22 protein-coding genes are annotated in these 26,201 nt (G+C 68.9%); 12 read left to right on the top strand and 10 right to left on the bottom strand.

Annotated features, from left to right (window positions below):
* Window position 1: 1 nt before the first annotated feature.
* From FFS72_RS26375 to FFS72_RS07585, 5 genes are all read right to left on the bottom strand, one after another.
* Window positions 2–157 (bottom strand): hypothetical protein, encoded by a 156-nt coding sequence (locus tag FFS72_RS26375; protein WP_171018594.1) that lies wholly within the window; start codon window positions 155–157, stop codon window positions 2–4.
* 75 nt (window positions 158–232) lie between these two features.
* Window positions 233–994 carry a succinate dehydrogenase/fumarate reductase iron-sulfur subunit gene (locus FFS72_RS07600; protein ID WP_137873363.1) on the bottom strand — a complete coding sequence of 254 codons (762 nt, stop codon included), beginning with the start codon at window positions 992–994 and terminating at the stop codon, window positions 233–235.
* Complete coding sequence (locus tag FFS72_RS07595; protein WP_137873362.1) at window positions 994–2,955, bottom strand: fumarate reductase/succinate dehydrogenase flavoprotein subunit; 1,962 nt, start codon at window positions 2,953–2,955, stop codon at window positions 994–996. Before FFS72_RS07595 ends, FFS72_RS07600 begins: the two co-directional genes overlap by 1 nt.
* A gap of 45 nt (window positions 2,956–3,000) precedes the next feature.
* Window positions 3,001–3,819 (bottom strand): succinate dehydrogenase subunit SdhC, encoded by an 819-nt coding sequence (gene sdhC, locus FFS72_RS07590; protein WP_137873361.1) that lies wholly within the window; start codon window positions 3,817–3,819, stop codon window positions 3,001–3,003.
* Window positions 3,816–4,100, bottom strand: a complete 285-nt coding sequence (locus FFS72_RS07585) for an Rv0250c family protein (protein WP_050065070.1) — start codon at window positions 4,098–4,100, stop codon at window positions 3,816–3,818. Before FFS72_RS07585 ends, sdhC begins: the two co-directional genes overlap by 4 nt.
* Before the next feature lie 87 nt (window positions 4,101–4,187).
* On the opposite strand from FFS72_RS07585, the gene FFS72_RS07580 reads away from it, so the two are divergent.
* From FFS72_RS07580 to FFS72_RS07545, 8 genes are all read left to right on the top strand, one after another.
* On the top strand, window positions 4,188–5,456 hold the full coding sequence (locus FFS72_RS07580) for a cytochrome P450 (protein ID WP_171018593.1): 1,269 nt from the start codon (window positions 4,188–4,190) through the stop codon (window positions 5,454–5,456).
* 45 nt (window positions 5,457–5,501) lie between these two features.
* The gene (locus FFS72_RS07575) at window positions 5,502–6,503 is read left to right on the top strand and encodes a LysR family transcriptional regulator (protein WP_171018592.1); all 1,002 of its coding nucleotides are present in this window, start codon (window positions 5,502–5,504) and stop codon (window positions 6,501–6,503) included.
* A gap of 184 nt (window positions 6,504–6,687) precedes the next feature.
* A complete protein-coding gene (locus tag FFS72_RS07570) occupies window positions 6,688–8,001 on the top strand; it encodes an MFS transporter (RefSeq protein WP_137873360.1) in 1,314 nt (437 codons plus the stop codon).
* Window positions 7,998–9,263, top strand: coding sequence for a CaiB/BaiF CoA transferase family protein (locus FFS72_RS07565; protein WP_249353176.1), 1,266 nt, complete (start codon window positions 7,998–8,000; stop codon window positions 9,261–9,263). The genes FFS72_RS07570 and FFS72_RS07565 overlap by 4 nt, the downstream gene beginning before the upstream one ends.
* Window positions 9,264–9,298: 35 nt before the next feature.
* On the top strand, window positions 9,299–10,447 hold the full coding sequence (locus FFS72_RS07560; protein WP_137873359.1) for an acyl-CoA dehydrogenase family protein: 1,149 nt from the start codon (window positions 9,299–9,301) through the stop codon (window positions 10,445–10,447).
* Between the two features lie 35 nt (window positions 10,448–10,482).
* The gene (locus FFS72_RS07555) at window positions 10,483–11,247 is read left to right on the top strand and encodes an SDR family NAD(P)-dependent oxidoreductase (protein ID WP_137873358.1); all 765 of its coding nucleotides are present in this window, start codon (window positions 10,483–10,485) and stop codon (window positions 11,245–11,247) included.
* Entirely contained in the window at window positions 11,244–12,023 is a 780-nt protein-coding gene (locus FFS72_RS07550; protein ID WP_137873357.1) for a crotonase/enoyl-CoA hydratase family protein, read from the top strand. Before FFS72_RS07555 ends, FFS72_RS07550 begins: the two co-directional genes overlap by 4 nt.
* 30 nt (window positions 12,024–12,053) lie before the next feature.
* Window positions 12,054–13,217, top strand: a complete 1,164-nt coding sequence (locus FFS72_RS07545) for a thiolase family protein (RefSeq protein WP_137873356.1) — start codon at window positions 12,054–12,056, stop codon at window positions 13,215–13,217.
* 62 nt (window positions 13,218–13,279) lie between these two features.
* On the opposite strand, the gene bioD is transcribed toward FFS72_RS07545, so the two are convergent.
* The 3 genes from bioD to FFS72_RS07530 all read right to left on the bottom strand — a co-directional run bounded on the left by bioD (window position 13,280) and on the right by FFS72_RS07530 (window position 16,477).
* Complete coding sequence (bioD, locus tag FFS72_RS07540) at window positions 13,280–13,987, bottom strand: dethiobiotin synthase (protein ID WP_137873355.1); 708 nt, start codon at window positions 13,985–13,987, stop codon at window positions 13,280–13,282.
* Entirely contained in the window at window positions 13,984–15,117 is a 1,134-nt protein-coding gene (locus FFS72_RS07535) for an 8-amino-7-oxononanoate synthase (RefSeq protein WP_137873354.1), read from the bottom strand. Before FFS72_RS07535 ends, bioD begins: the two co-directional genes overlap by 4 nt.
* A gap of 73 nt (window positions 15,118–15,190) precedes the next feature.
* Complete coding sequence (locus FFS72_RS07530; RefSeq protein WP_137873353.1) at window positions 15,191–16,477, bottom strand: adenosylmethionine--8-amino-7-oxononanoate transaminase; 1,287 nt, start codon at window positions 16,475–16,477, stop codon at window positions 15,191–15,193.
* Between the two features lie 95 nt (window positions 16,478–16,572).
* On the opposite strand from FFS72_RS07530, the gene FFS72_RS07525 reads away from it, so the two are divergent.
* Window positions 16,573–18,606: an acyltransferase family protein gene (locus FFS72_RS07525; protein WP_137873352.1), complete on the top strand. Its 2,034-nt coding sequence runs from the start codon at window positions 16,573–16,575 to the stop codon at window positions 18,604–18,606.
* Window positions 18,607–18,637: 31 nt separating this feature from the next.
* Here FFS72_RS07525 and FFS72_RS07520 read toward each other — a convergent pair whose 3' ends face one another.
* Window positions 18,638–19,552, bottom strand: a complete 915-nt coding sequence (locus FFS72_RS07520; protein WP_502704087.1) for an ABC transporter substrate-binding protein — start codon at window positions 19,550–19,552, stop codon at window positions 18,638–18,640.
* Window positions 19,553–19,670: 118 nt separating this feature from the next.
* Between FFS72_RS07520 and glgX the strand changes: the two genes are divergently transcribed.
* The 3 genes from glgX to FFS72_RS07505 all read left to right on the top strand — a co-directional run bounded on the left by glgX (window position 19,671) and on the right by FFS72_RS07505 (window position 25,034).
* On the top strand, window positions 19,671–21,779 hold the full coding sequence (gene glgX / locus FFS72_RS07515) for a glycogen debranching protein GlgX (protein WP_137873350.1): 2,109 nt from the start codon (window positions 19,671–19,673) through the stop codon (window positions 21,777–21,779).
* 1 nt (window position 21,780) lies between these two features.
* Window positions 21,781–24,096: a malto-oligosyltrehalose synthase gene (treY, locus tag FFS72_RS07510; RefSeq protein ID WP_137873349.1), complete on the top strand. Its 2,316-nt coding sequence runs from the start codon at window positions 21,781–21,783 to the stop codon at window positions 24,094–24,096.
* Window positions 24,097–24,224: 128 nt separating this feature from the next.
* Complete coding sequence (locus tag FFS72_RS07505) at window positions 24,225–25,034, top strand: mycofactocin-coupled SDR family oxidoreductase (RefSeq protein ID WP_137873348.1); 810 nt, start codon at window positions 24,225–24,227, stop codon at window positions 25,032–25,034.
* Between the two features lie 9 nt (window positions 25,035–25,043).
* On the opposite strand, the gene FFS72_RS07500 is transcribed toward FFS72_RS07505, so the two are convergent.
* The gene (locus tag FFS72_RS07500; protein WP_137873347.1) at window positions 25,044–25,481 is read right to left on the bottom strand and encodes a hypothetical protein; all 438 of its coding nucleotides are present in this window, start codon (window positions 25,479–25,481) and stop codon (window positions 25,044–25,046) included.
* Between the last annotated feature and the right edge of the window lie 720 nt (window positions 25,482–26,201).

Raw genomic sequence — 26,201 nt, 5'->3', positions numbered from 1 at the left:
GTCAGCGAGTTGCGGCGAAGGCCGCTGGCGCCGAGACGGGTGCGGGCGCACCGGGGCCGGCCGTCATGCCCGCGTTGACGACAGCGGATGCACCCCACACGCTCGCCGCGAGAAATCCGGCACTGACAACTCCCGCGACCAGCGACTTCGTGCGCATCCCAACCTCCAGTGTGTGACTGCGCTCACAGTACGGCCGCCTGCCGCTGTGTGTACCGCTTTTCGGAGGGAGATTTCAGGTCGACGAGCCGCCGCGCCGGAACAGCTTGTTGCCCAGCCAGACCACGGGGTCGTAGCGCCGATCCACGACCCGTTCCTTTATCGGAATCAGGGCGTTGTCGGTGATGTGAATCCCCTCGGGACACACCTCCGTGCAGCACTTGGTGATGTTGCAGAAGCCGAGGCCGTGCTCGGTCTGCGCGACGTCGCGGCGGTCCGCGACGTCGAGCGGGTGCATCTCGAGTTCCGCGATCCGCATCAGGAATCGCGGACCTGCGAATGCCGCCTTGTTCTCGTCGTGGTCGCGCACGACATGGCAGGTGTTCTGGCAGAGGAAGCACTCGATGCACTTGCGGAATTCCTGCGACCGCTCGACGTCGACCTGCGCCATGCGGTACTCGCCCGGCGCGAGATCGGCCGGCGGCGTGAAGGACTGGATCTCGCGGGCCTTGGCGTAGTTGTAGGACACGTCGGTCACGAGGTCGCGGATCACCGGGAACGCACGCATCGGGGTGATCGTGACGACCTCGTCGGCAGCGAAGGTCGACATCCTCGTCATGCACATCAGGCGGGGCCTGCCGTTGACCTCCGCCGAGCAGGACCCGCACTTGCCCGCCTTGCAGTTCCAGCGCACCGCGAGGTCCGGGGCCTGGGTCGCCTGCAGTCGGTGCACGATGTCGAGCACGACCTCACCCTCGTTGACCTCGACCGTGTAGTCCTGCAGATCGCCGGCGTCGGCGTCGCCGCGCCACACCCGGAAGGCCGCCTGATAGCCCATCACTCCGCCTTTCCCGGATGTCCCGCAATTTCGTCGTCGGCTCTGCCTGGATGCTCTGCAAGCTCCGCATCTGTGTAGTACTTGGCCACCTCGGCGAAGTCGAAGAGCGCGAACAGGTCCGGACGCATCGGCTGCTGCGGCTCCGACGTGACCTCGACGTCGGGGACAACCCGGCCGCCCGCGTCGGCGCCGCCGACGAGACCGCAGACGAGCAGTGTGCCCCGCCAGCTCGACTCCATACCCGGATGGTCGTCCCGGGTGTGCCCTCCGCGGCTCTCGGTGCGCATCAGGGCCGCCCTGGCGACGCATTCGCTGACGAGCACCATGTTGCGGAGGTCGATCGCGAGGTGCCAGCCGGGGTTGAACTGCCGGTGCCCCTCGACGGTGACGTGTTCGATGCGGGCTCGGATCTGTTCGAGTTCGTCCAGGGCGGAGCGGATCTCGGATTCGGTCCGGATGATGCCGACCAGGTCGTGCATCACCTGCTGCAACCGCATGTGCAGGGTGTACGGATTCTCGGGCGACTCCCCCGCCGTCGGTGGGTCGAAGGGCGCGAGTGCCATCGCCGCGGCGGCGTCCACCGCGTCCGGTGTGACCTCGGGCCGCTCGGTGAGCGATTCGACGTAGGTCGCCGCGCCCAATCCAGCTCTCCTCCCGAACACCAGCAGATCCGACAGCGAGTTGCCACCGAGCCGGTTGGAGCCGTGCATGCCTCCGGAGCATTCCCCTGCCGCGAAAAGTCCCAACACACTGGATGATCCGGTGTCGGGGTCCACTTCGATGCCGCCCATCACGTAGTGACAGGTCGGCCCGACCTCCATCTGCTCCTTCGTGATGTCGACATCCGCGAGTTCGAGGAACTGATGGTGCATCGACGGCAGTCGCCGCACGATCTCGTCGGCAGGCATCCGGGAGGCGATGTCGAGGTACACGCCACCGTGTTCGGTGCCGCGACCGCCCTTGACCTCGGAGTTGATCGCGCGCGCCACCTCGTCACGCGGCAGCAGGTCCGGGGTGCGTCGGGCGCTGTCGTTGTCCTTGAGCCACTGGTCCGCCTCGTCCTCGGTTTCGGCGTACTGACCCTTGAACACGGTGGGGATGTAGTCGAACATGAATCGGGTGCCGTCGGAGTTCTTGAGGACGCCGCCGTCGCCGCGGACACCCTCGGTGACGAGGATTCCCTTCACGCTCGGCGGCCACACCATTCCGGTGGGGTGGAACTGGATGAACTCCATGTTGATGAGCTTCGCTCCGGCCCGCAGCGCGAGGGCGTGACCGTCGCCCGTGTACTCCCAGGAGTTCGACGTCACCTTGTAGGACTTGCCGATTCCGCCGGTCGCGAGCACTACGGCGGGTGCCGTGAACAGGACGAACCGGCCGGACTCGCGCCAGTACCCGAACGCCCCCGCGATCGCGCCGTCACGCACCACGAGTTCGGTGATCGTGCACTCGGCGAACACCCTGATCCGCGATTCGTGGTCGCCGGTGGCGGCGAAGTCCTCCTGCTGCAGCGAGACGATCTTCTGCTGCATCGTTCGGATCAGTTCGAGTCCGGTGCGGTCGCCGACATGCGCGAGTCGCGGGTACGTGTGGCCGCCGAAGTTTCGTTGCGCGATCCGCCCGTCCGCGGTGCGATCGAACAGGGCGCCATAGGTTTCCAATTCCCACACCCGGTCCGGAGCCTCCCGGGCGTGCAGTTCGGCCATCCGCCAGCTGTTCAGGAACTTCCCACCGCGCATGGTGTCCTGGAAGTGCACCTGCCAGGAGTCCTTCGAGTTGGCGTTGCCCATCGCGGCGGCGCATCCGCCCTCGGCCATCACCGTGTGTGCCTTGCCGAACAGCGACTTGCACACCACCGCGACCCGCAGCCCCCGCTCCCTGGCTTCGATGACGGCCCGCAGGCCCGCGCCTCCGGCGCCGATGACGACCACGTCGTAGTCGTGCCGCTCCACTCCCGCCACCGACAACCTCCCTCGTGCCACCAAGAACTTCTCTGTCCAGGAAACTCAGTTCACGAAGCGCAGGTCGGAGATGGTGCCGCTCGCGACGAGCATGATGTAGAAGTCCGTCAGCATCAGCGTCGCGAGGGTCACCCACGCCAACTGCATGTGCCGGGTGTTGAGGCGGCTCACCCACGTCCACAGTCGGTACCGGACGGGATGCGCGGAGAAGTGCTTCAGCCGACCACCGACGGCATGCCTGCACGAGTGGCACGACACCGTGTACGCCCACAGCAGGATCACGTTGACGGTGATGATCACGTTGCCGAGCCCGAATCCGAATCCGCCTGTGGATCCGTGGAATGCGAGCACCGCGTCGTAGGTGTTGATGGTGGAGACGACCAGCGCGACGTAGAAGAAGTAGCGGTGCGCGTTCTGCACGATCAGCGGCAACCGCGTCTCACCGGTGTAGCTGCTGTGTGGTTCCGCGACCGCACAGGCGGGCGGCGCCATCCAGATCGACCGGTAGTAGGCCTTGCGGTAGTAGTAGCAGGTGAGCCGGAATCCGAGCAGGAACGGCAGCGACAGGAACGCGAGCGGAATCCACATCGGCAGCTGGCCGATCCAGACTCCGAAGTGGGTGGATCCGGGCGCGCAGGACGCGCTGACACAGGGCGAGTAGAACGGCGTCAGATAGTGGTACTCGTCGACCCAGTAGGCGGTCCGGACGAAGGAGCGGACGGTCGCGTAGCCGACGAACACCGCGAGGCCGAGCGCGGTCAGGAGCGGCGGACGCCACCACAGGTCCGTGCGCAGGGTGCGCGCCGCGAGGGACGCGCGTCCGGGCGTCCGGACGCCGGTGGCGGTTCTCGCCGGCGCGCTCACCGCTCGTGCGGGTGACCGCCGACGCCTTCGTCGTCGGCCCCCTGCCACAGCGTGTGGTCGTACGGAGCCTCCGGAACGCGGACCCGTTCGGCCTCCGTGACGGGGTGCGCCAGGCGGGGCGGTGACGCGTCGAGGTCGCCCGCGTCGATCCCGAGGCGTTCGACGTCGTTCGCGAGCCGCTGCACCGCCGCCGCGTCACCGTAGGTGTTGCGGAGCGAGCCGACGCATTGGCGAAGATGCCCGATCGTGCGCTGCAGCTCCATCATTTCGCTGGTGGACATGGCAACCTCCAACCACAGATGATGTGATGACCCTCACAGTACGGCAGAAGCTTTGCACTCGCGTGCGATCCGAAGGGACAGCAGTCCATGTCGAACGAAACCGTGCCACCGCCCGTCAACCTCCCGCCGGGCTACGACTTCACCGATCCCGACGCCTACACCGACGGCGTCCCCCACGCCGCGCTCGCCGCACTGCGCCGGACCTGCCCGGTGTGGTGGAACCCGCAGCCGCCGACCGTCGGCGGGTTCCACGACGAGGGATTCTGGGTCGTCACGCGACACGAGGACGTGCGGGCGATCTCGCGCGACAGCGGACTGTTCTCGAGTTGGCGCAACGGCGCGCTGGTGCGACTCGACGACGACATCGACGAGCAGTCGTTCGAGATGCAGCGGCTGATCATGCTCAACAAGGACGCGCCCGAACACACGAAGCTGCGCAAACTGGTGGCGCGCGGGTTCACCCCGCGGGCGATCGAGAATCTTCGCGCGGCACTGTCCGACCGTGCCGAACGCATCGTCGCGACTGCGGCGGCGGCAGGAGACGGCGGCGATTTCGTCACCGAGATCGCCGCCGAACTGCCCCTCCAGGCGATCGCGGAGCTGATCGGAGTTCCGCAGGAGGATCGCCGCAAGCTGTTCGACTGGTCCAACGAGATGATCGGCGGCGACGACCCGGAGTACGACGCCGACCCGATGGAGTCGGTGTCGCAGCTGATCGGCTACGCCTACGGCATGGCGGACGAGCGGCGCCGCTGCCCCGCCGACGACATCGTCACCACGCTCGTCCAGGCCGACGTCGACGGCGACTCGCTGACCCCCGAGGAGTTCGGCTTCTTCGTGCTGCTCCTCGCCGTCGCGGGCAACGAGACCACCCGCAACGCGATCACCCACGGCATGCTCGCCTTCCTCGACCACCCCGATCAGTGGGAGCTGTTCAAGCGGGAGCGCCCCGCCACGACCGCCGACGAGATCGTACGGTGGGCGACTCCCGTGACGTCGTTCCAGCGCACCGCGACCGCCGACACCATTCTCGGGGGACAGCAGATCCGGGCGGGCGACCGTCTCGCGATGTTCTACGCGTCGGCGAACTTCGACGAGGAGGTGTTCGAGAATCCGACGGTCTTCGACATCACCCGGGATCCGAATCCGCACCTCGGCTTCGGCGGTTCGGGGGCGCATTTCTGCCTGGGCGCGAACCTCGCGCGGATGGAGATCGACCTGATCTTCGGCGCGATCGCCGACCGCCTGCCGGACATCGCCAAGCTCGGAGACCCGCAACGACTGCGGTCGGGCTGGTTGAACGGGATCAAACACTTCCCGGTCGGATACGGCGGCGAATGCCCGGTGCCGCACTGAGGCGGCTCGCGACCGCGCGACGGTGGTGCAACTAGATTCGGGACCATGGACCTGCGCCAGATGGAGTACTTCCTCGCCGTGGTCGATCACGGCGGGGTCACCCGCGCAGCGGCGCAGCTGCGGGTGGCGCAGCCGTCACTGTCCCAGGCGGTGCGCAAGCTCGAGAAGGACCTCGGCACCGAGCTGTTCCATCGCGTCGGTCGCGGACTGGTGCTCTCCCCCGCGGGCGAGGCCCTCGTCGGGCCGGCGCGGTCGATCCTGCGGGAGGTGCACGCGGCCGAGAACGCGGTCCGCGACGTCGGCGCGATGCGGCGCGGCCGAATCGACATCGCCTCGCTCTCGGACCTGTCGTCGGATCCACTGTCGGTGTGGGTCGCCAAGTTCCGGCGGCTGTACCCGGACATCCGCTTCCACATCGAGGAACGCGACGAGACCGCGGACGTCGTGACTCTGGTGCGCTCGGGCGCCTGCGAACTCGGCATCCTGTCGCTCCCGCTCCCGACCGAGGACCTGGTGGGCGAGGAACTGATCGACCAGCAGCTGGTGTTGGTGTGCCCGCCGGGCACCGAGGCCCGCTGGCCGGACCCCGTGCCGATCGGGATGCTGTCCGGGGCACCGTTCGTGATGGGCGAGCGCGGCACCGCGACCCGCGACTACATCGAGCGCTCGTTGCGCACCCACGGAATCGAGCCCGAGGTCGCGGTGGAGGTGCGTCAGCGCGGTGCGGTCCTGCCGATCGTGCTGGCCGGCGGCGGCGTGTCGATCGTCGCGCTGCGCAGTGGACTGGACGCGATGCTGCGTGGCGGTGTGGTGCGCGAGCTCTCGCCGCGGCTGACCCGCCGCATGGGCGTCATCCGACGGCCGGGACGGATCACCGAGGCGTCGACGGAGTTCCTGAGCTGCGCGCGTGAGTCCTTCGAGGAGTTCGCGCGGTCCATCGCCGAGCGCATGGCGGGCGGTGCGACCTTGGTCGACGCCGCGAAAGTGACCCGCGACGAGACCGACCGGCGCATGCGACAGGACAACGCCGGGACCACGAACTCATAGGCAATTGCAGTATTTTCGCTACTTTTTTCGTCTTTGACCCAATCTATCCCTGCGCCCTTGAATGGTGTGTACCCGATCACACCGCCGCGCTGGCCGGATCAACCGCAGCTCCCGCTTCCGGATCCGCCCGCTCCGGGCCTCCCTAGCAGCTCGCCGGTGTCCCGTCGCCACCGAAGGGATCCCCATGACACAAACAGCCGCACCGACCGCCGCGCCGGTCCGTGCGTCGCACCCGACACGGTCGCGACGCGCATGGATCATCGTCGGACTACTCGTCGCCTTCATGCTCATCAATCACGCGGACAAGTCCGTCATCGCGTTCGCAGGCGTCCAGATCCAGAAGGACCTCGGTCTGTCCTCCGAGCAGTTCGGCCTCCTGCAGAGCAGCTTCTTCTGGCTGTTCGCGGCAGGCGCACTGTTCTTCGGCTGGCTCTCCTCGCGGGTGAGCCTGCGCTGGCTGCTCGCCGGACTGATGCTCACCTGGGTCGCGACGATGATCCCGCTGCTCGGCACCGTCAGCTTCGGCGCCCTCATCGCCTGCCGCGTGGTTCTCGGATTCGCGGAGGGCCCCGCTTTCGCCCTCGCCAATCACGCCGCGCACTCCTGGTTCCCACCCGAGAAGCGGGCAATGGCAGGAGGATTCGTCTCCGCGGGCGCCTCGATCGGCACCCTGCTCGCCGCACCCGCGCTCACCTGGATCATCTTCCGGTGGGACTGGCACGCCGCGTTCTACGTCCTCATCGCGATGGGTGTCCTGTGGGCGGTGGCCTGGCTGATCCTCGGCCGCAACTCCGGCGACGGTGATGCGGCGCCCGCCTCCACCGTCGTCGTCGAGACCGTCGACGCGCCGTACAGGACGATCCTGCGCACCGGCACCGTCATCGGCATCGCGGTCCTGATGTTCAGCTCGTACTGGTCGACCACACTCAAGATCGCCTGGCTGCCCGTCTACCTCCAGGAAGGCCTCGGCTACGACACCGCCACCGCCGGTCAGCTGATGATGCTGCCGTACGGACTCGCCGCTGTCGGCGCCATCGGCGCAGGCTGGATCTCCGGCAGGCTGGTCTCCCGGGGCGTCTCCCGCAAGGTCGCCCGCGGCTGGTTCAGCGCGGCACTCGTCGCCGGTGGCGGGCTTTCGATGGCCGGGTTCACCCTGCTCGACCAAGGCACACCGCAGCTGATCCTGATCGCCCTCGCGTTCTCGATGAACACCGCGGCATTCGGTGTCGCGCTGTCCGCGATCGCCGACGTCGTCCAGGCGAAGAAGCGCGGCATGGTCCTCGGCATGCTCTCGGCCATCGCGAGCATCTCCGGCATGGTGGCTCCGCTCGTCCTCGGATTCACCGTCGGATCGTCGGTCGACAAGATCACCGGCTACGCGATCGGCTTCCAGTCCAGCGGTGTCCTGATGATCGTCGGCGCGATCGTCGCGGTCTTCCTGGTCAACCCGGAGCGCGACATCGCCCTCATCCGCCGCCGGGTCGAGGCCACCGCATGAACACCGCGCCCGCGAACCCGACACCCACGCACTCCATGACCGTGAACGGCACGGCCAAGAACGGGACAGCCATGATCGACAAGCCCCTGGACGGCGTCCGCGTCGTCGACTTCGGACAGTTCATCGCGGCTCCCGCCGCCACGCAGATCCTCGTCGACCTCGGTGCCGACGTGGTCAAGGTCGAGCCGGTGCACGGCGAATCCGCCCGCGGCATCGGCCCGCACGGCGAGGCGATGGTGCAGAACTACAACCGAGGCAAGCGCGACATCGCGATCGACCTCAAAGACCCTCGCGGCCAGGAGATCGCCCGCCGGCTGATCGCCGACTCCGACATCGTCGTGCAGAACCTGCGCCCCGGCGTCATGGACTCGATGGGCCTGGGCGCGGAGGCCATGCGCGCCGCACACCCGCACCTCGTGTACGCCACCGTCAGCGGATTCGGACTGCACGGCCCCTCCCGCAACCGCCCCGGCCTCGACATCGCCGCCCAGGCCGAGAGCGGGCTGATGTGGGTGACCGGAGAGAAGGATCGGGAACCGCAGAAGATCGGCGCCCAGATCGTCGACGCCGCAACGGGATACGTGTGTGCTCAGGCCATCCTCGCCGCGTACATCCGGCGACTGCGCTCGGGCGAGGGCGACACCGTCGAGGTCTCGCTGCTCGAGGTCGCGCTGCACCTGCAGACCCCGAACTGGGGCGCGTACCTCACGACCGGAGTGGAGCCGACCCGCATGGGTAACGGCCAGCCCACGGTGGCGCCCGCGGCGGACATCATGCCGACCAGCGACGGCAGCGTCGTGGTCTCCGCGTACTCGGAGGTCCACTTCCGGCGACTGTGCCGACTGCTGGGCAAGCCCGAACTGGCCGACGACCCGCGCTTCGCCGACAACCCGTCGCGGGTCGCCAACCGGCCCGCGCTGCTCGCCGAACTGCACGCGGTGTTCGCGACGATGACCAGCGACGAAGCGATGGACATGCTCACCACGAACGGTGTCGTCGCCGGCCGGATCAACACCTACCCCGAGGCACTGCGCAGCCCCGACACCGAAGCGTCCGGACTGTTCATCGAGGTCAGCCGCCCCGACGGGGAGTCCGCGACCGCGCTCGGCGCGCCCTGGCACCTCGAGAGCGTCCCGAAGCTGTCGACGGCAGGCGCACCCGACCTCGGCCAGCACACCACCGAACTGCTCGGCGAGCTCGGCTACCCGAACGACGCCATCGACACCCTGGCCGCCGACGGCGTCGTCGCGGTCGGCCACTGACCGCCACACGACCTCCCCATTTCGAAGGAATCATCATGCAGCGCACCATCTTCACCGAGGACCACGACGCGTTCCGCGATTCGGTCCGCCAGTTCATCGCCAAGGAGATCACTCCGAAGATGCCCGAGTGGGAGGAGGCCGGCTGCATCCCCCGCGACTTCTATTACAAGACCGCGGAGATCGGCATCAACGGCCTTCAGGTGCCCGAGCAGTACGGCGGCGGCGGCATCGACAGCTTCCTGTTCAACACCGTCGTGTACGAGGAGATCGGTTACGCCGCGGCATCTCTCGGCGGCTTCCAGGTCCACCTGAACACCGTGCTGCCGTACTTCCTCGAGTACTCCAACGAGGAGCAGCGCCAGCGTTGGTTCCCCGGCTTCGCCGACGGCAGCCTGGTGAGCTCGATCGCGATGACCGAGCCCGGAATCGGCTCCGACCTCGCGGGCGTCGCCACCACCGCGGTCCGCGACGGCGACCACTACATCCTCAACGGCAACAAGACGTTCATCACCGGCGGTATCGGCGCCGACCTGGTGATCGTGGTGGCACGCACCTCCAAGGACGAGACGAACCGGCGCAACGGACTGTCGCTGCTGGTCGTCGAGGGCGACATGCCCGGCTTCATCCGCGGCCGCAACCTGCACAAGATCGGGATCAAGTCGTCCGACACCGCGGAGCTGACCTTCGACAACGTCCGCGTGCCCGTCGCCAACCTGCTCGGCGAGGAGGGTGGCGCGTTCGCGATGCTCGGCCACAACCTGCCGCAGGAGCGACTCTCGATCGCGATCACCGCGCAGGCGACCGCCACCGCCGCGGTGAACCTGGCCATCGAGTACGCCCAGGAACGCATGGTGTTCGGCAAGCCGCTGGCCAGCTTCCAGAACACCAAGTTCGTGCTCGCCGAGTGCGCGACCGAGCTGCAGGCCGGGCAGTCGATGATCGATCAGGCGCTTGTCGCCCTCGACGGGCGCACCCTCACCCCGGCCGATGCCGCGAAGGTGAAGTTGTTCTGCACCGAGATGCAGGCCCGGGTCATCGACAAGTGCCTGCAGCTGCACGGCGGTTACGGCTACATGACCGAGTACCCGATCGCCCGCCTGTACACCGACGCCCGCGTCACCCGGATCTACGGCGGCACCAGCGAGGTCATGAAGAGCGTCATCTCCAAGTCGCTCGGAATCTAGACCGGTACCCGAGACACACCGAAGGACGAATCACCATGCAGATCAAAGACATCAACGCCGTTGTCACCGGTGGCGCCTCCGGCCTCGGCCTGGCCAGCGCCACCCGGCTGATCGAGTCCGGCGCCACCGTCACCCTGCTCGACCTGCCCGGCTCCCCCGGCGCCGAGCAGGCCGCGGCGCTGGGCCCGGCGGCCACGTTCGTACCCACCGACGTCACCGACTCCGGGGCCGTCGAGGCCGCGTTCGCCGCCGCCGCCGAGCGCGGCCCGGTGCGGGCGGTCGTGCACTGCGCCGGCCGCGGCAAGCCCATGCGCATCCTCGACAAGGCGGGCAAGGCCACCGACCTCGAGCCGTTCGAGTCGGTGATCCGGCTCAACGTGATCGGCACGTTCAACGTGCTGCGCTACGCGGCTCAGACGATGGCCGCCAACGAGCTGCTGGACGGCGACCGCGGCGCGATCGTGCTGACCGCGTCCGTCGCCGCCTACGAGGGTCAGATCGGTCAGATCAACTACGCGACCTCCAAGGCAGGCGTTGTCGGCATGACGCTGCCCGCCGCCCGCGATCTCGCCAGCGTCGGGGTCCGCGTGAACACGATCGCGCCGGGCGTGTTCGCCACTCCGCTGCTGCTTAACGCCCGTGACGACATCCGCGACGCGCTCGCTGCCGCCGTCCCGCACCCGCAGCGGCTCGGTGACCCGTCCGAGTTCGCGGCGCTGGCCGAGCACATCATCTCCAACGGCATGCTCAACGGTGAGACGATCCGCCTCGACGGCGCGATCCGGATGGCGCCCCGATGACCGACGAGGTCACCGCGCCGGTGGTCCTGACCGAACGCCGCGGCCGGGTCCTGGTGATCACCCTCAACCGCCCGCAGGCCCGTAATGCCGTCGACGGCGCGGTTGCCGCCGCGATCGCCGCCGCGATGGACCTGCTCGACAACGATCCCGAGCTCAGCGTGGGCGTGCTCACCGGCGCCGGCGGATTCTTCTGCGCCGGAATGGATCTCAAGGCATTCCTGCGGGGCGAGAGCCCCCGCGTCGAGGGGCGCGGGTTCGCCGGACTCGTCGAGTCGACACCGGCGAAACCGCTGATCGCCGCTGTCGACGGTCCTGCTCTCGCCGGCGGATTCGAGATCGCCCTGGCCGCCGACCTCGTCGTCGCAGCACCCGACGCGACCTTCGGCCTGCCCGAGGTGCGGCGCGGCCTGGTCGCCGCGGCAGGCGGACTGCACCGGCTTCCGGCGCGGCTGCCGCGCGCGATCGCGCTGGAGATGGTGCTCACGGGACGGTCGATGACCGGCGCGCAGTTGCACCCGCTCGGACTGATCAACCGGCTGGCACCGGAGGGCGAGGTGCTCGCGGCGGCACTCGAACTCGCCGAGGAGATCGCCGCGAACGGCCCGCTCGCGGTGCGGGCAAGCAAGAAGGTGGTCGACGAGGCCCCCGGCTGGTCTCCGGCCGAGACCTTCGAGCGGACCCGGCAGATCGTGATGCCGGTGTTCGGATCGAACGACGCACGCGAAGGCGCTGCGGCCTTCACCGAACGACGCACCCCGGTCTGGAGCGCGACGTGAGCACCAAGAACGACAGAACAGGAACACACCATGCGTGATGCAGTCATCGTCGAGGCGGTGCGGACCCCGATCGGCCGCCGCAAGGGCAGCCTCGCCGAGGTCCACCCCGTCGACCTGTCGGCAGGGGTCCTCACCGCACTGCTCGACCGGACCGGGATCGACGCGGCGGCCGTGGACGACGTCGTGTGGGGCTGCGTCGGCCAGGTCGGCGAGCAGGCGGGCAACATCGCCCGCAACGCCGTCCTCGCGGCCGGGTGGCCGGAGTCCGTGCCCGGCACCACGATCGAGCGGCAGTGCGGGTCCAGCCAGCAGGCACTGCACTTCGCCGCCGCAGGCGTGATCGCAGGCCAGTACGACGTCGTCGTCGCGGGCGGGGTCGAGTCGATGACCCGGATCCCGATGGGGTCGGCGCGCCGCGTCGGCCTCGGCGACCCGAACAGCGACGCGATCAAGCGCCGCTACGAGGGCATCGAGTTCAACCAGGGTCGCGGCGCCGAGATCCTCGCCGCCCGCTACGACCTCGGCCGCGGCTGGCTCGACGAGTACAGCATGCGGTCGCACCAGCGGGCGGCGCGCGCGGTCGACGAGGGCCGCTTCGCGGGTGAGATCGATCCGGTGACTCTGCCTGACGGGACCAAGTTCGACACCGACGAGGGAATCCGCCGTGGCACGACGCTCGACAAGCTGGCTCAGCTCGAGACGGTGTTCGACGCGAACGGACGGGTCACCGCGGGCAACGCGTCACAGATCTCGGACGGCGCCGCGGCGCTTCTGATGATGTCCGGGGAGCGTGCCCGGCAACTGGGGTTGACCCCGCTTGCCCGGGTGCACACCGCAACGGTGGTCGGTTCCGATCCGGTCGCGATGCTCGGCGGCCCGATCCCGGCGACGGAACGGGTCCTGCAGCGCGCGGGCCTGACCCTCGACGACATCGGCGCGTTCGAGGTGAACGAGGCATTCGCCAGCGTCGTCGGGGCGTGGCTTCGCGAGACCGGCGCCGACGAGGACAGAGTGAACCCGCTGGGCGGGGCGATCGCACTCGGCCATCCGCTCGGCGGTTCGGGCGCGCGCCTGGCCACCACCCTCGTCCACCACATGCGCGGCAACGGTCTTCGGTACGGGCTGCAAACCATGTGCGAGGGCGGCGGCATGGCCAACGCCACCGTGTTCGAGAACCTGTCCGCCAAGGCCTGACAGCCGAACCCGATGCACCGGACCCGCACGAGACGCGTCCGGTGCATCGGGCTGTCCGGACCTCACGGCCTGATAGCCGGCCTCTCGTCCGCCCGAAACGGAAGTACGCCGTTGAACCAGCCCGGAGCCAGGGAGGTGAACGCATCCCGGTCGAGCCGTCCGGCGCCGTCCGGGATGCGGCCGAGCAACGGCACACCCGTCACATCGGGTAGGTCGGCGAGGTTGCAGCGCATCGCGAGATCGGGTTCGGACGGCCACGACCCGACCACCGTGCCGACACAGTCGACGCCTGCGTTCCGGGCGGCGGAGACGGTCAACGCGCTGTGGTTGAGGGTGCCGAGCCCGGCCGCGGCGACCAGCAGCAGCGGTGCGCCCAGTTCCGCCGCGACGTCGAGCAACGTGAACCCGCCCGCCCCGAGCCGCACCAGCACGCCCCCGGCGCCTTCGACGATCGTCAGGTCGTGGTCGGCGTCCAGGGCGCGGACGGCCGCGACGACCTCGCGCAGGTCGAGGAGCGGCGCACCCGCCCGTCGCGCCGCCGTATCGGGGGCGAGCGGCTCCGGATAGCGCGCCAGTTCGACGACGTCACGAACCCCCGTCAGCCGGTGCACCTCGGCCAGGTCGCCGGGTTCGTCCGCGGTGACACCGGTCTGTGCCGGCTTGACGACGCCGACCGACAAACCGTCGCCCTGCGCGCACGCCGCGAGCGCCGCGGTCACGACCGTTTTTCCGACGTCGGTGGACGTCCCGGTCACGCACAGGATGGTCATGCGTGTGCCGTCGCCAGGACGTCGGTGAGCACGCCCTCGATGAGGGTCATGTCCACCTCGGTGAGGTTCGCGCGGGCGGTGAGCCGCAGTCGCGACGTGCCTTCGGGGACGGACGGCGGCCGGAAGCAGCCGACGTGCAGCCCGCGTTCGCGGCAGGCGACGGACGCGTCGTACGCGACCTGCGGGTCGCCGAGGACGACGGACACGACCGCGGATTCGGGGTGCTGCGCTCCGGTGATCCGGGCGAGGTCGCGGGCGCGTTCCAGGACCGCTGCGGCCCGTTCGGGTTCGCGGCGCAGCACCGCGAGGGCGCCCCGAGCCGCGCCCACGGCCGCGGGCGCGAGGCCGGTGTCGAAGATGAACGTGCGGGCCGTGTCGATCAGGTGCACTCGGACACGTTCGTCGGCGAGCACCACGCCGCCCTGCGCCGCGAGGGATTTCGACAGCGTCGCCGTCACCACGACGTCGGGCTCACCGGCGAGGCCGACCTCGTGGACGAGTCCGCGGCCGCCGTCGCCGCGCACACCGATGCCGTGCGCCTCGTCTACGAGCAGCAGTGCGCCGTGTTCGCGGCACACCCGGTGCATCTCGCGCAGCGGCGCGAGGTCGCCGTCGGCGCTGAACACCGAGTCGGTGAGCACGAGCGCCCGCGGTTCGGTGCGGGTAGCGAGTGCGGCCGCGATCGCGTCGACGTCGGCGTGCGGGGTGACGACCACCCGGGACCGCGACAGGCGGCAGGCGTCGACGAGGGAGGCGTGGCAGCCGGCGTCGGAGACGACGAGGGCGTCGCGTCCGGCGAGTGCGGTGACCGCGCCCAGGTTCGCGGCGTAGCCGCTGGCGAAGACGAGTCCCGATGCGGCACCGACGAATTCGGCGAGTTCACTTTCGAGGAGTTCGTGTTCGGCCGTGGTGCCGGTGACCAGCCGCGAGCCCGTGGCGCCGCCACCCCAGCGACGCAGCGCGGTCGCGGCGGCGTCCAGGACCTCGGGGTGCCGGGTGAGACCGAGGTAGTCATTCGAGGCGAGGTCGACGAATGCGGATCCCGCGGTGCGCGGTCGCAGCACGCGGTGCAGGCCGGCGGCCCGGCGCGCGTCGGCGATGTCGTCGAGCCAACTCAGTGCATCGGTCATGACAACCGACCATACCTGAACACCGTTCAAGTACAGCGTTCAAGTGTGCCGAAGACCTGCACCGAACCGCCGATCAGACCTGACTGCGCGCCGCCGCGACGATGCCCGAGGTGATCATCCGGACGTCCTCCGAGGTGCAGATGTACGGCGGCATCGTGTAGATCAGCTTCCCGAACGGCCGCAGCCACACCCCGGCGTCCACGGCAGCCGCGGTCGCCGTGCGCATGTCCACGGGTCGCTCCATCTCAACCACTCCGATACCCGCGAGCACCCGAACATCCGCGACTCCGGACAGCCCCCGGAGCGGCGCCAGACCGGCGTCCAGTCCGGATTCGAGCGCCGCGACCTCGGACCGCCAGTCCCTCGAGAGCAGCAGTTCCACGGCGGCGACGGCGACCGCGCAGGCGAGCGGATTACCCATGAACGTCGGTCCGTGCATGACGCCGCCACCCTCGCCGCGGCTGATCGCCTCCGCGATCGCCGACGTGCACAGCACCGCCGCCAACGTCATGTATCCGCCTGTCAACGCCTTGCCGACGCACATCAGGTCGGGCGAGACCCCGGCGTGGTCCGCGGCGAACAGCTCGCCGGTGCGCCCGAAACCGGTCGCGATCTCGTCGAAGATCAGCAGCAGCCCGTGCTCGTCGCACATACGACGCAACTCGGTCAGGTAGCGCGGGTCGTGGAATCGCATGCCACCCGCACCCTGCACGACCGGCTCGACGATCACCGCGGCCAACTCGTCACGGTGTGCGGCGAGGACAGCCTCGAACTCCGCGACGTAGGCGGGATCGAAGTCGCGCGGCGGAGCGGGCGCGAACACCTGCCGCGCCAGCACATCGGTCCACATCGAGTGCATGCCGCCGGTGGGGTCGCACACGCTCATCGGCGCGAACGTGTCGCCGTGGTAGCCGCCGCGCCACGTCAGCAGCCGATGCCGCTCGGGACGCCCCACCGCCCGCTGGTACTGCAACGCCAGCTTGATCGCGACCTCCACCGACACCGACCCGGAGTCCGCGAGGAAGACCTTGTCGAGACCGTCGGGCGTGATCGCGACCAGGAGCTCCGCGAGGCGCGCCGCCGGCTCGTGGGTGAGGCCACCGAACATGACGTGGCTCATCCGCCCGAGCTGCTCGGTGGCGGCCGCGTCCAGGACGGGATGCCGGTAGCCGTGCACCGCCGCCCACCACGAACTCATCCCGTCGACGAGCTCGCGCCCGTCGGCGAGTGTCAGCCGGGTGCCACGCGCACTCTCGACCACGAGCGGTTCGGTGCTCGCCGGGAACGCGCCGTACGGGTGCCACAGGTGGGCGGCGTCGAGGGCGGTGATGCGGTCACGCGTATAACTGTCGGTGCTCACGTCGCCCGACGATAGCGTCCTGCCGGATCGGCGATCACGGTCCGCCCTGGACCACGCCACCGAGCACGACCGGCCACGCCACCGAGGGAGAGTTCTTGCCCGTCCGCACGAAGACGACCGACGTCTCCCTCCTCCCGGACACGTCACCGAACCGCGCAGTGCACCGCGCGGACCTCGACGGCCTGCGCGGACTGGCCATCGCGCTGGTCGTCGTCTTCCACGTCTGGTTCGGCAAGGTGTCCGGTGGCGTCGACGTCTTCCTCGCCCTGGCCGGGTTCTTCTTCGTCGGATCACTGGTGCGCACGGCCGAGTCGGCCGCACCGCTCGATCCACGGCCGGTGCTGCTGCGGACCGCACGCCGCCTGCTGGCACCGCTCGTCCTCGTGCTGGCCGCAACCACGATCGCCGCGGTGGTGCTGATCGCCCCCACGTCGTGGTCGGCACTCGCCGAGCAGGCTCGGTCCGCGCTGTTGTTCCAGGAGAACTGGCACCTGGCGGACACGGCGAGCGACTATCTGGCCGCCGACCCGTCCGTGAGCCCGTTCCAACACCTGTGGTCCATCTCGGTGCAGGCACAGTTCTACCTGTCCGCCCTGGTAGTGGTGTTCTGCTTCGCGTGGCTGCTCCGCCGCCGAGGGTTCGCCGTCCGAGGCCCGGTGGCCGCGCTCCTCGCCACCGCGACAGCCGTCTCGCTCTGGTACGCCTCGAATGCCGACCACCCGCAGACCTGGCTGTACTACGACACCGGAGCGCGGCTGTGGGAGCTGCTGGCCGGCGGCCTGCTCGCCTGCGCCATGCCGTGGATTCGGGTGCCCCACGTGGTGCGCGCACTGCTCGGCGTCACCGGACTCGCCGCGATCGTCGGCACGGGCATGTTCCTCGACGGCAGGCACGAGTTTCCGGGCCCGTGGGCGCTGGTTCCCGTGGGCGGTGCGATCGCCGTGATCCTCGCGACCGGTCCGGCCACTCGGCTGCTGACAACCAGACCACTGCAGCAGCTCGGCGACATCGCCTACTCGCTGTACCTGTGGCACTGGCCGGTGCTCATCTTCACGCTGATCGCACTCGACCAACCACGCGCGGGGCTCGTCGATGGCCTCGCCGTCGTCGCGGTCTCGCTGGTGCTCGCACAGCTCACCACCCGACTGGTCGAGACGCCGATCCGGCGCCGCACGCCCTCACCCCGCCGCCGCGTACTCGTGACCGCGATCGCAGCCACCGCCGTCGCGGTGCTGGCCGCGACCAGCGGCTGGATCACCTACGTCGCAGGCAAGTCCGACGAGATCGCCCAGCCCGCCGACCTCGACCCCGCGGAGTACCCGGGCGCCGCGGCACTCCTGGACGGTGTCGTCGCGCCGCCGCGGCCCGAACAACCGTCACGCTTCGTCGCCCATCTCGACCTGCCGGTCACCACCGCGGACGAGTGCCTCGCCGGAAGCGGCATCGTCGACGCCGTCCGCTGCGAGTACGGCGACGCAGCCGCACCGACCGTCGCGGTGATCGGAGGCTCACACGCCGAACACTGGTTCCCGGCACTGGAAACCATCGCCCGCGACCGCGGCCTGCGCCTGGTGACGTACATGAAGGTCGGTTGCCCGGTCACGCTCGCGGCACCCGAGGACGACGCGGACGAATGTTCGGTGTGGTCCGGTGCGGTGATCGACGCGCTCACCGCGGACCCACCCGATCTGGTGTTCTCCACGTCCACCCGACCACGGCCCGACCACGTCGGCGGCGACTGGACACCCGACGGCTACGTGCGCGCCTGGGACCGCCTGTCCGAACACGGCATCCCGATGGCGGTGGTGCGGGACACCCCGTGGCTGTGGGAGGACGGGGTCGTCTACCGCGCCGCGGATTGCCTCTCGAACGGCGGCGACACCGATTCCTGCGGCATGGATCGCGCAACGGTTCTCGATCCCGTGGATCCGGCCCTCGACGCGACGGCGCACCTTCCAACAGTGCACCCACTCGATCTGTCGGACGCCGTGTGCCGTCCGGAGCGGTGTCGTGCGATCGAGGGAAACCTGCTCGTGTACCGCGACACCGACCATCTGACGACCGCGTACTCGCGGACTCTCGCGCCGGAACTGGACCGTCAGCTGGGCGCGGCCGTCGGCTGGTGGTGACCCGGCGGGTGGTGCCGCCGCCGCGATCGGATCAGCCGAGCGCCGCACCGATCTGGTCGAGGATGAGGTTCGCGCCGACCACACCGATCCCGACCATCCACGTCTCGTCCTCGAACTCGAAGACCTTGCCTCCTTGCACCGCGGGAAGGGTGCCCCAGATCCCGGTCACCGTGCCCATGGTGGTGGCGCTCGGATCGCCTCCGGGATTGGTGTAGAACACGACGTCACCGTCGATCTGGGCGTAGTGCTCGGGGCTCAGTTCGAGCATGGAGTACTCGTTCCAGTCACGCTCGCCCAGGTCGAAACCGGCCTGCGTGAGGATCGAACCCGAGAACGTGCTCGGTCCGTACAGACGGAAATTGGTGGGCCGGAACCGCACCATCGACACCGTCCGCCCCTCGGCTCCGACGTCCTGTCCCACCTGGACCGTCCGATCAGCGAGCGACGTCAGCAGCGCGTCCATCTCGGGTGTCTCGTCCACCGCGGCAGCGGTGATCCGAGCCTGCTCCTGCCAGTCGGTTCCGGAGTTCACCGAGTAGACGGTCGGCGCGATCGCCGAGAGCTGGTCGTAGATCTTCTCGTGCCGCACCTTGGACCCGATGATGAGGTCGGGCGCGAGACCCGCGATGGCCTCGATGTCGGGCTCGGCGGTGGTTCCGACGCTCGTAGTTCCGTCGAGCCCGCCCGCGAGGTAGGCCGGGAATCCCTCCCCCGCACCGGATTCCGTGGCACCGACGGGAGTGATGCCGAGTGCCACGAGGGCGTCGAGGTGCGGCGAATCGATAACGACGACACGCTCGGGAACACCGGGCAGGGCGGCCCGACCCATCGCGTGCTCGACGGTATAGGCCTCGTCGGACGACGCGCCTTCGTCGGCCGGGCTCGAGCCGCACGCGGAAAGGAAGAGTGCCGATGCCGCGACGGCGGCGCCGATCGTCGCTCGCACCGAGCGTCTGTGTGAACCTGACATATCGGCCACGGTAGGACAGGCTAGTTAGGTTAGCCAAATCTAACCCTCTTGGCCCGTCCGACGATCCGGCCCCACGGACACTAGGGTCGAGTCCATGCTCGATGCCCCGTCATCCACTCCCCGCCCCGTGTGGCCGGGCAGCGCCTACCCACTCGGCGCGACATACGACGGGGCCGGCACCAACTTCTCGGTGTTCTCCGAAGTCGCGGAGTCGGTCGAACTGTGCCTGCTCGCGCGGGACGGCAGCGAGGAACGCATTCCGCTCACCGAGGTGGACGGCTACGTGTGGCACGCGTACCTACCGAACGTGGTCCCGGGCCAGCGATACGGATACCGCGTACACGGACCGTACGCCCCCGACGCCGGTCACCGCTGCGACGCGTCGAAGCTCCTACTCGACCCGTACGGCAAGGCGTTCGACGGCCGGTTCGACGGCGACCCCTCGCTCCACACGTTCGGCGAGGACACCCTCGGCCACACCATGACGACGGTCGTCATCAACCCGTACTTCGACTGGCAGTCGGACCGGGCGCCGCGCCGGCCGTATCACGAGACGGTGATCTACGAGGCCCACGTGAAGGGCATGACGGCGACGCATCCTGGCGTTCCCGAAGAACTGCGCGGCACCTACGCGGGGCTCGCGCACCCCGCGGTCATCGACCACCTGACGTCCCTCGGCGTGACCGCCATCGAACTGATGCCCGTTCACCAGTTCCTCCACGATCAGATCCTGATCGACCAGGGGTTGCGAAACTACTGGGGCTACAACACCTTCGGGTTCCTCGCCCCCCACGTCATGTACTCGTCGGCGGAGAAGGCGTCCGGCGCGGTCGCCGAGTTCAAGGCGATGGTCCGGTCGTTCCACGCGGCGGGCATCGAGGTGATCCTCGACGTGGTCTACAACCACACCGCCGAGGGCAGCAGCCAGGGCCCGACCCTGAGCTTCCGCGGCATCGACAACGCCGCCTACTACCGCCTCGTCGAGGACGACAAGGCGGAGTACACGGACTACACCGGTACCGGAAACAGCCTCAACGCCAGGCATCCTCACACGCTGCAGCTGATCATGGACTCGCTGCGATACTGGGTGATCGAGATGCACGTCGACGGGTTCCGATTCGACCTCGCATCGACGCTGGCCCGCGAGCTGCATGACGTCGACCGACTGTCCGCATTCTTCGATCTCGTGCAGCAGGATCCGGTGGTCAGCCAAGTGAAGCTGATCGCCGAACCGTGGGACGTCGGCGAGGGCGGCTACCAGGTCGGCAACTTCCCCGGACTGTGGACGGAGTGGAACGGCAAGTACCGCGACACCGTCCGCGACTACTGGCGCGGTGAACCCGCGACGCTCGGCGAGTTCGCCTCCCGCCTGACCGGGTCGTCGGACCTGTACGAGGCCACTGGGCGGCGACCGAGCGCGAGCATCAACTTCGTCACTGCACACGACGGATTCACCCTCGCGGACCTGGTGTCCTACAACGAGAAACACAATATGGCCAATGGGGAGGACAACCGCGACGGCGAGAGCCACAACCGGTCGTGGAACTGCGGGGTGGAGGGCCCGACCGACGACCCGGAGATCCTCGCGCTGCGCGCCCGTCAGCGCCGCAACATCCTCGCGACACTCCTCCTGAGCCAGGGCACGCCGATGCTCGCGCACGGTGACGAGATGGGCCGAACGCAGTCCGGCAACAACAATGTGTACTGCCAGGACTCTCCCCTGTCGTGGATGGACTGGACTCTGGCGCAGACGAATTCGGACCTGCTCGAGTTCACTCGACGCGTGGTGGCGTTACGCGCCGCGCATCCCGTCTTCCGGCGTCGCAGGTTCTTCGACGGCAGGCAGGTCACCGCAGGCGAGTCCGCGCGCGACATCCTGTGGCTCACGCCGGCGGGTACCGAGATGACCGAGAGCGACTGGGGCAGCGGCTTCGCCCGCTCGCTGGCCGCCCTCCTCAACGGGGACGCCATCCGGGAGCCGAACCACCGGGGAGAACCGGTCCGCGACGATTCGTTCCTCCTGTGTTTCAACGCGCACGACGAGGGCATCGAGTTCACCGTCCCCGACGTCGCAGCAGGCTCGCACTGGGAGGTCGTTCTCGACACCGCGACCCCGACCGGTCACTCCGACGCGATCGTCGACGGCGGCGCGAACCTCAAGGCCGAGTCGCGCTCGTTGACGGTCCTGCGGCGGGTGGACTGACATGCAGCCGATCACGTCGACGTACCGTCTGCAACTACGCCCGGACGCACTCACGCTGGACGGAGCCCGGAAGATCGCCGACTACCTTCAGGAACTCGGCGTGTCCCACCTGTACCTCTCACCCATCCTCACGGCCGTCGACGGATCGACCCACGGCTACGACGTCACCGACCCGACCACCGTCTCCGACGCACTCGGCGGACGGCAGGCGCTCGCGGCACTCGTCGCCGATCTGCGCGGACGCGACATGGGGGTCGTCGTCGACCTCGTTCCCAACCACGTCGGGGTGGGGCGGGCGCAGGAGAACCCGTGGTGGTGGGACGTGCTGCGGAACGGTCGCAGTTCCGAGTACGCCGAGTTCTTCGACATCGACTGGACGCAGGGGCGATTCGTCGTCCCCGTTCTCGGCGACGACGGTGCCGACGCGCTCACCGTCGACCGCACGGGGCCGGAGCCCGCGCTCGCGTACCACGAACACCGCTTCCCGATCGCACCCGGCACCGACCACGACGACCCGGCGTCCACGCATGCCGAGCAGGCGTACGAACTGGTCCACTGGCGCAGTGGGCGCGTCGGCTACCGCCGGTTCTTCACCGTGGACTCCCTCGCCGCGCTGCGCCAGGATGATCCGGCCGTTTTCGATGCGACACACCGCGAACCGGCCTCGTGGTTCGCCGACGACCTCGTCGACGGTGTCCGCGTCGACCACCCGGACGGGCTCGCGAACCCGGCCGGCTACCTCGCTCGGCTCCGCGGCCTCCTGGGCCAGGAGCGGTGGCTCGTCGCCGAGAAGATCCTCACCCCCGGGGAATCCCTCGATCCCGCACTGCCGGTGGACGGCACGACCGGCTACGACGCCCTGAGCGAGTTCGGCGGTGTCTTCCTCGACCCGGCGGGCGAGGGCCCGCTCACCGCATTGCACCGCGAGTTCACCGGCAACGCGGGTGATACCGAGTTCCTCGAGGGCGCGGAGCAGGACACCAAGCGGGAAGTGCTGTGGGGTGGACTCAAGCCCGAGGTGGACCGGCTCGTCGAGGCGGTCCGCCGGGACTCGGGCACCGCCACCGACACCGCTCCCCTGACCGGGGCGGTGATCGAGGTTCTGACCCGAATCCCCACCTACCGCACGGACTACGGCCCGAACCGCGGATTGCTCGCCGCCGCCGTCGGCGGCGCCGCAGACGCCCGTCCCGACCTGACGGGCGCGCTGTCCGCCGTCACCCGTGCGGTTCTCGCCGGGGGCGAAGCCGCCGTGCGACTCCAGCAGGTGTGCGGGGCGGCCACTGCGAAGGCCGTCGAGGACCGGCTGTTCTACCGGACGGCGCGGTTGACGTCACTTCAGGAGGTCGGTGGCAACCCGGGACGATTCGCGACACCGGTATCGCAGTTTCACCTGATGCAGGCCGCGCGGGCAGTGAACTGGCCGCGCGCCATGACCACCCTGTCCACCCACGACACCAAACGCGGCGAGGACGTGCGGGCACGGATCGGCGTCCTGTCGCAGGCCGCCGACCTGTGGGCGCAGTCGGTTCGCGACTGGGAAGCCGTGACGCCGAGCCCGGATCCCGCAACGGGACTGTTCCTGTGGCAGACCATGTTCGGGGTGTGGCCCGACGACGGTGAGCCGACGTCACTGCTGCGAGCACGACTGCACGACTACGCGACCAAGGCGATGCGGGAGGCGGCCGTCCACACCGACTGGGCTTCGGTGAACGAGGAGTACGAGGGCAGGGTGCACAGCTGGATCGACGCCGTCGTCGGTGGGCCGGTGTCCCGGTCGATGGCGAACCTCGTCCGCAGACTGTCGCCGCACGGTGAGGTCGCCGCACTGGGCCAGAAGCTGCTGCAACTCGTCGCACCCGGGATCCCCGACCTCTACCAGGGCACCGAAGTGTGGGAGGACTCGCTCGTCGACCCGGACAACCGAAGGCCCGTCGATTTCACGGTACGGCGGGCCCTGCTCGCGGCGCTCGACCCGCTCGATGCGGTCGACGAGTCCGTGAAGATGCTGGTTGTCCGGGAAGCTCTGTGCCTGCGTCGGGAACGGCCGTGGTGTTTCGTCGGCGGTTCCTACACCCCCGTGTTCGCGGACGGACCCACCGCCGACCACATCGTCGGCTTTCTCCGCGGCGACGAGGTGATCGCGCTGGCGGTGCGACTGTCGGTCTCCGGATTCGGACGGCGATGGGACGGCACCGTCGTCCGGTTCCCGCCCGGGCGGTGGACCGATCGGCTGAGCGGCCGCGAGTTCGAGGGCACCGTCGAACTCTCCGCCCTGTTCGTCGGCCGGTCCGTCCTGCTACTGGTCCGGCAATAACATCCGCCTGCCGGACGAACAGCACCCGCACAGACCACTGGCCGAGACAATTCGGCACACGACCGGGCGCCACCGCCTACCGTGACCGTGAACACAACTCACCATCGGTAATCGGAGGGCTTCGGGACATGGGTAATCGGTTCGACGGCAAGGTCGCATTCGTCACGGGTGCCGCGCGCGGGCAGGGCAGAGCGGAGGCCGTGAAGTTCGCATCGGAGGGCGCGAACATCATCGCCCTCGACGCCTGCACGACGTTCGCGTCGACACCCTACGAGGGCGCCACAGAGGAGGACCTCGCCGAGACCGTCCGCCTCGTCGAGGAGCAGGGCCGCAAGATCGTCGCGACCAAGGCCGATGTCCGTGACTTCGACGCCGTCACGGCCGCACTCGACGCCGGCGTCGAGGCGTTCGGCCGGCTCGACTACGTCGTCGCGAACGCAGGCATCTGTTCGGCCGCACTGTCGTGGGAGATCACCCTCGAGCAGTGGAAGGAGACCATCGACGTCAATCTCACGGGCGTGTTCCACACGTGCAAGGCGTCGATCCCGAAGCTGATCGAGCAGGGCGAGGGCGGGGCGATCGTCGTCACCAGCTCCGTCTCCAGCCTCAAGGGCGCACCCTTCGTCGGCCACTACGTCGCGAGCAAGGCCGGTATCGCGGGCCTGACCCGCACCATGGCGAACGAGCTCGGCATGCACAAGATCCGTGTCAACAGCGTGCATCCCTTCGGCGTGAACACCGGCATGGTCATGTCCGACATGCTGCCGCTGCTCGAGAAGTTCTCCGACACCCTCGCGCCGGCGTTCATGCCGTCGCTGCCCTACGGCTTCAGCGAGCCGGAGGACGTCGCCAACGTGGTCGCGTTCCTCTGCTCCGACGAGGCCCACCACATCACGGGCATCAACATGCCCATCGATCTGGGCAACGCCGCCCGCTGACCGTCGCGATCACACCGAACCGCCGATCGGCTCCGCGCCGGTCGGCGGTTCGTCGTCGGCGACGCTGTCGGGCATGCCGTCGCCGTAACGATCGAGGATGTCGCGAACCCTTCCGCCCCAGCGTTCGTGCGCCGCTTGACGGGTGATGCCCGCCGCCTGCGCGATCAGCGCCCACGTCACCCCGCCCGCACGAAGCACGACAACCGTGTCAGCGCAGTCGATGCCGACTGCCAGCTGCAGTCGCAGCGAGGTGAGCTGCCAGGCCAGTTGCCGCTGCGCCGGAATGTCGGTGCCGTCCTCGAGCTCCCAGTCGGGGGTGCCAGGCAGCGGTCCGGGGCCGACGATGACGTCGGCCTGCACGCCCACCTCCCCCAGCGCCGTGACCGTGATCGCGTCGACGCTCGCGGTGATGTCCGCAGCGAGCGCCCGTTCGACGAGGCTGTCCATGATTCCCTCCAATGTCAAGGTAGTCCTGACGTTTCCGTCAGGACTACCTTGACGCATCACGAGCAAGTAGGCCAGTCGTATTCCGACCCGGAGAATCCTCGACCTATGCGGTGGTCATACCGCCGATCCGAGCAGAGGCGAACCGAGCAGCGACGAGTCGAGCGGCTGCCGTCGCCGAGCCACAACGGGAACGCAGTCAGGGCAGGCCGCTCCGGCGCCGAGGACCGGTGCATCACACAGCCAGCACCCGACGCGGTCCGCGCCCACCACCGAAGCCTCCACGGAATCGAATGCGCCGACGTAGGCGACCCGACAGTCGTCGCATGCTCCACCGCCCGCGCCGACCGGGCTACCGCACCCAGGGATGACGCACGTCTCGAGCGCATCCGTCACCCCGCGCCATGCGCCACCGAGTGCGGTGTCCATTCCGTCTCGTCGCCACGAACTCACGTATGCCATCTTCAACAACCCTCCCCGGTTAGCTGACACGTAATTGAATATCGCATCAATATCGACCACCCGGCTCCCCGCGACCCTGTGACCTGACTGTTATCATTGCGCATTCAATTCGAATTGGAACCTACACCGAAAATATCGTGAACGGGTCACAGGTTTCAAAGTTTGCCCAGTGTTAGCGAATATGCCGTTGAACTGGACGGACAATCAGCTGAGCGTATGAATATCCGCCGCCGCCCGGGCACCCGCAGCGCCCTCGCCGCA

Origin of the sequence: Rhodococcus sp. Q (genome assembly GCF_005503035.1) — a bacterium.
In the GTDB taxonomy this organism is placed as follows: domain Bacteria; phylum Actinomycetota; class Actinomycetes; order Mycobacteriales; family Mycobacteriaceae; genus Rhodococcus_G.
This window is presented reverse-complemented; position numbering and strand designations above follow the sequence as displayed.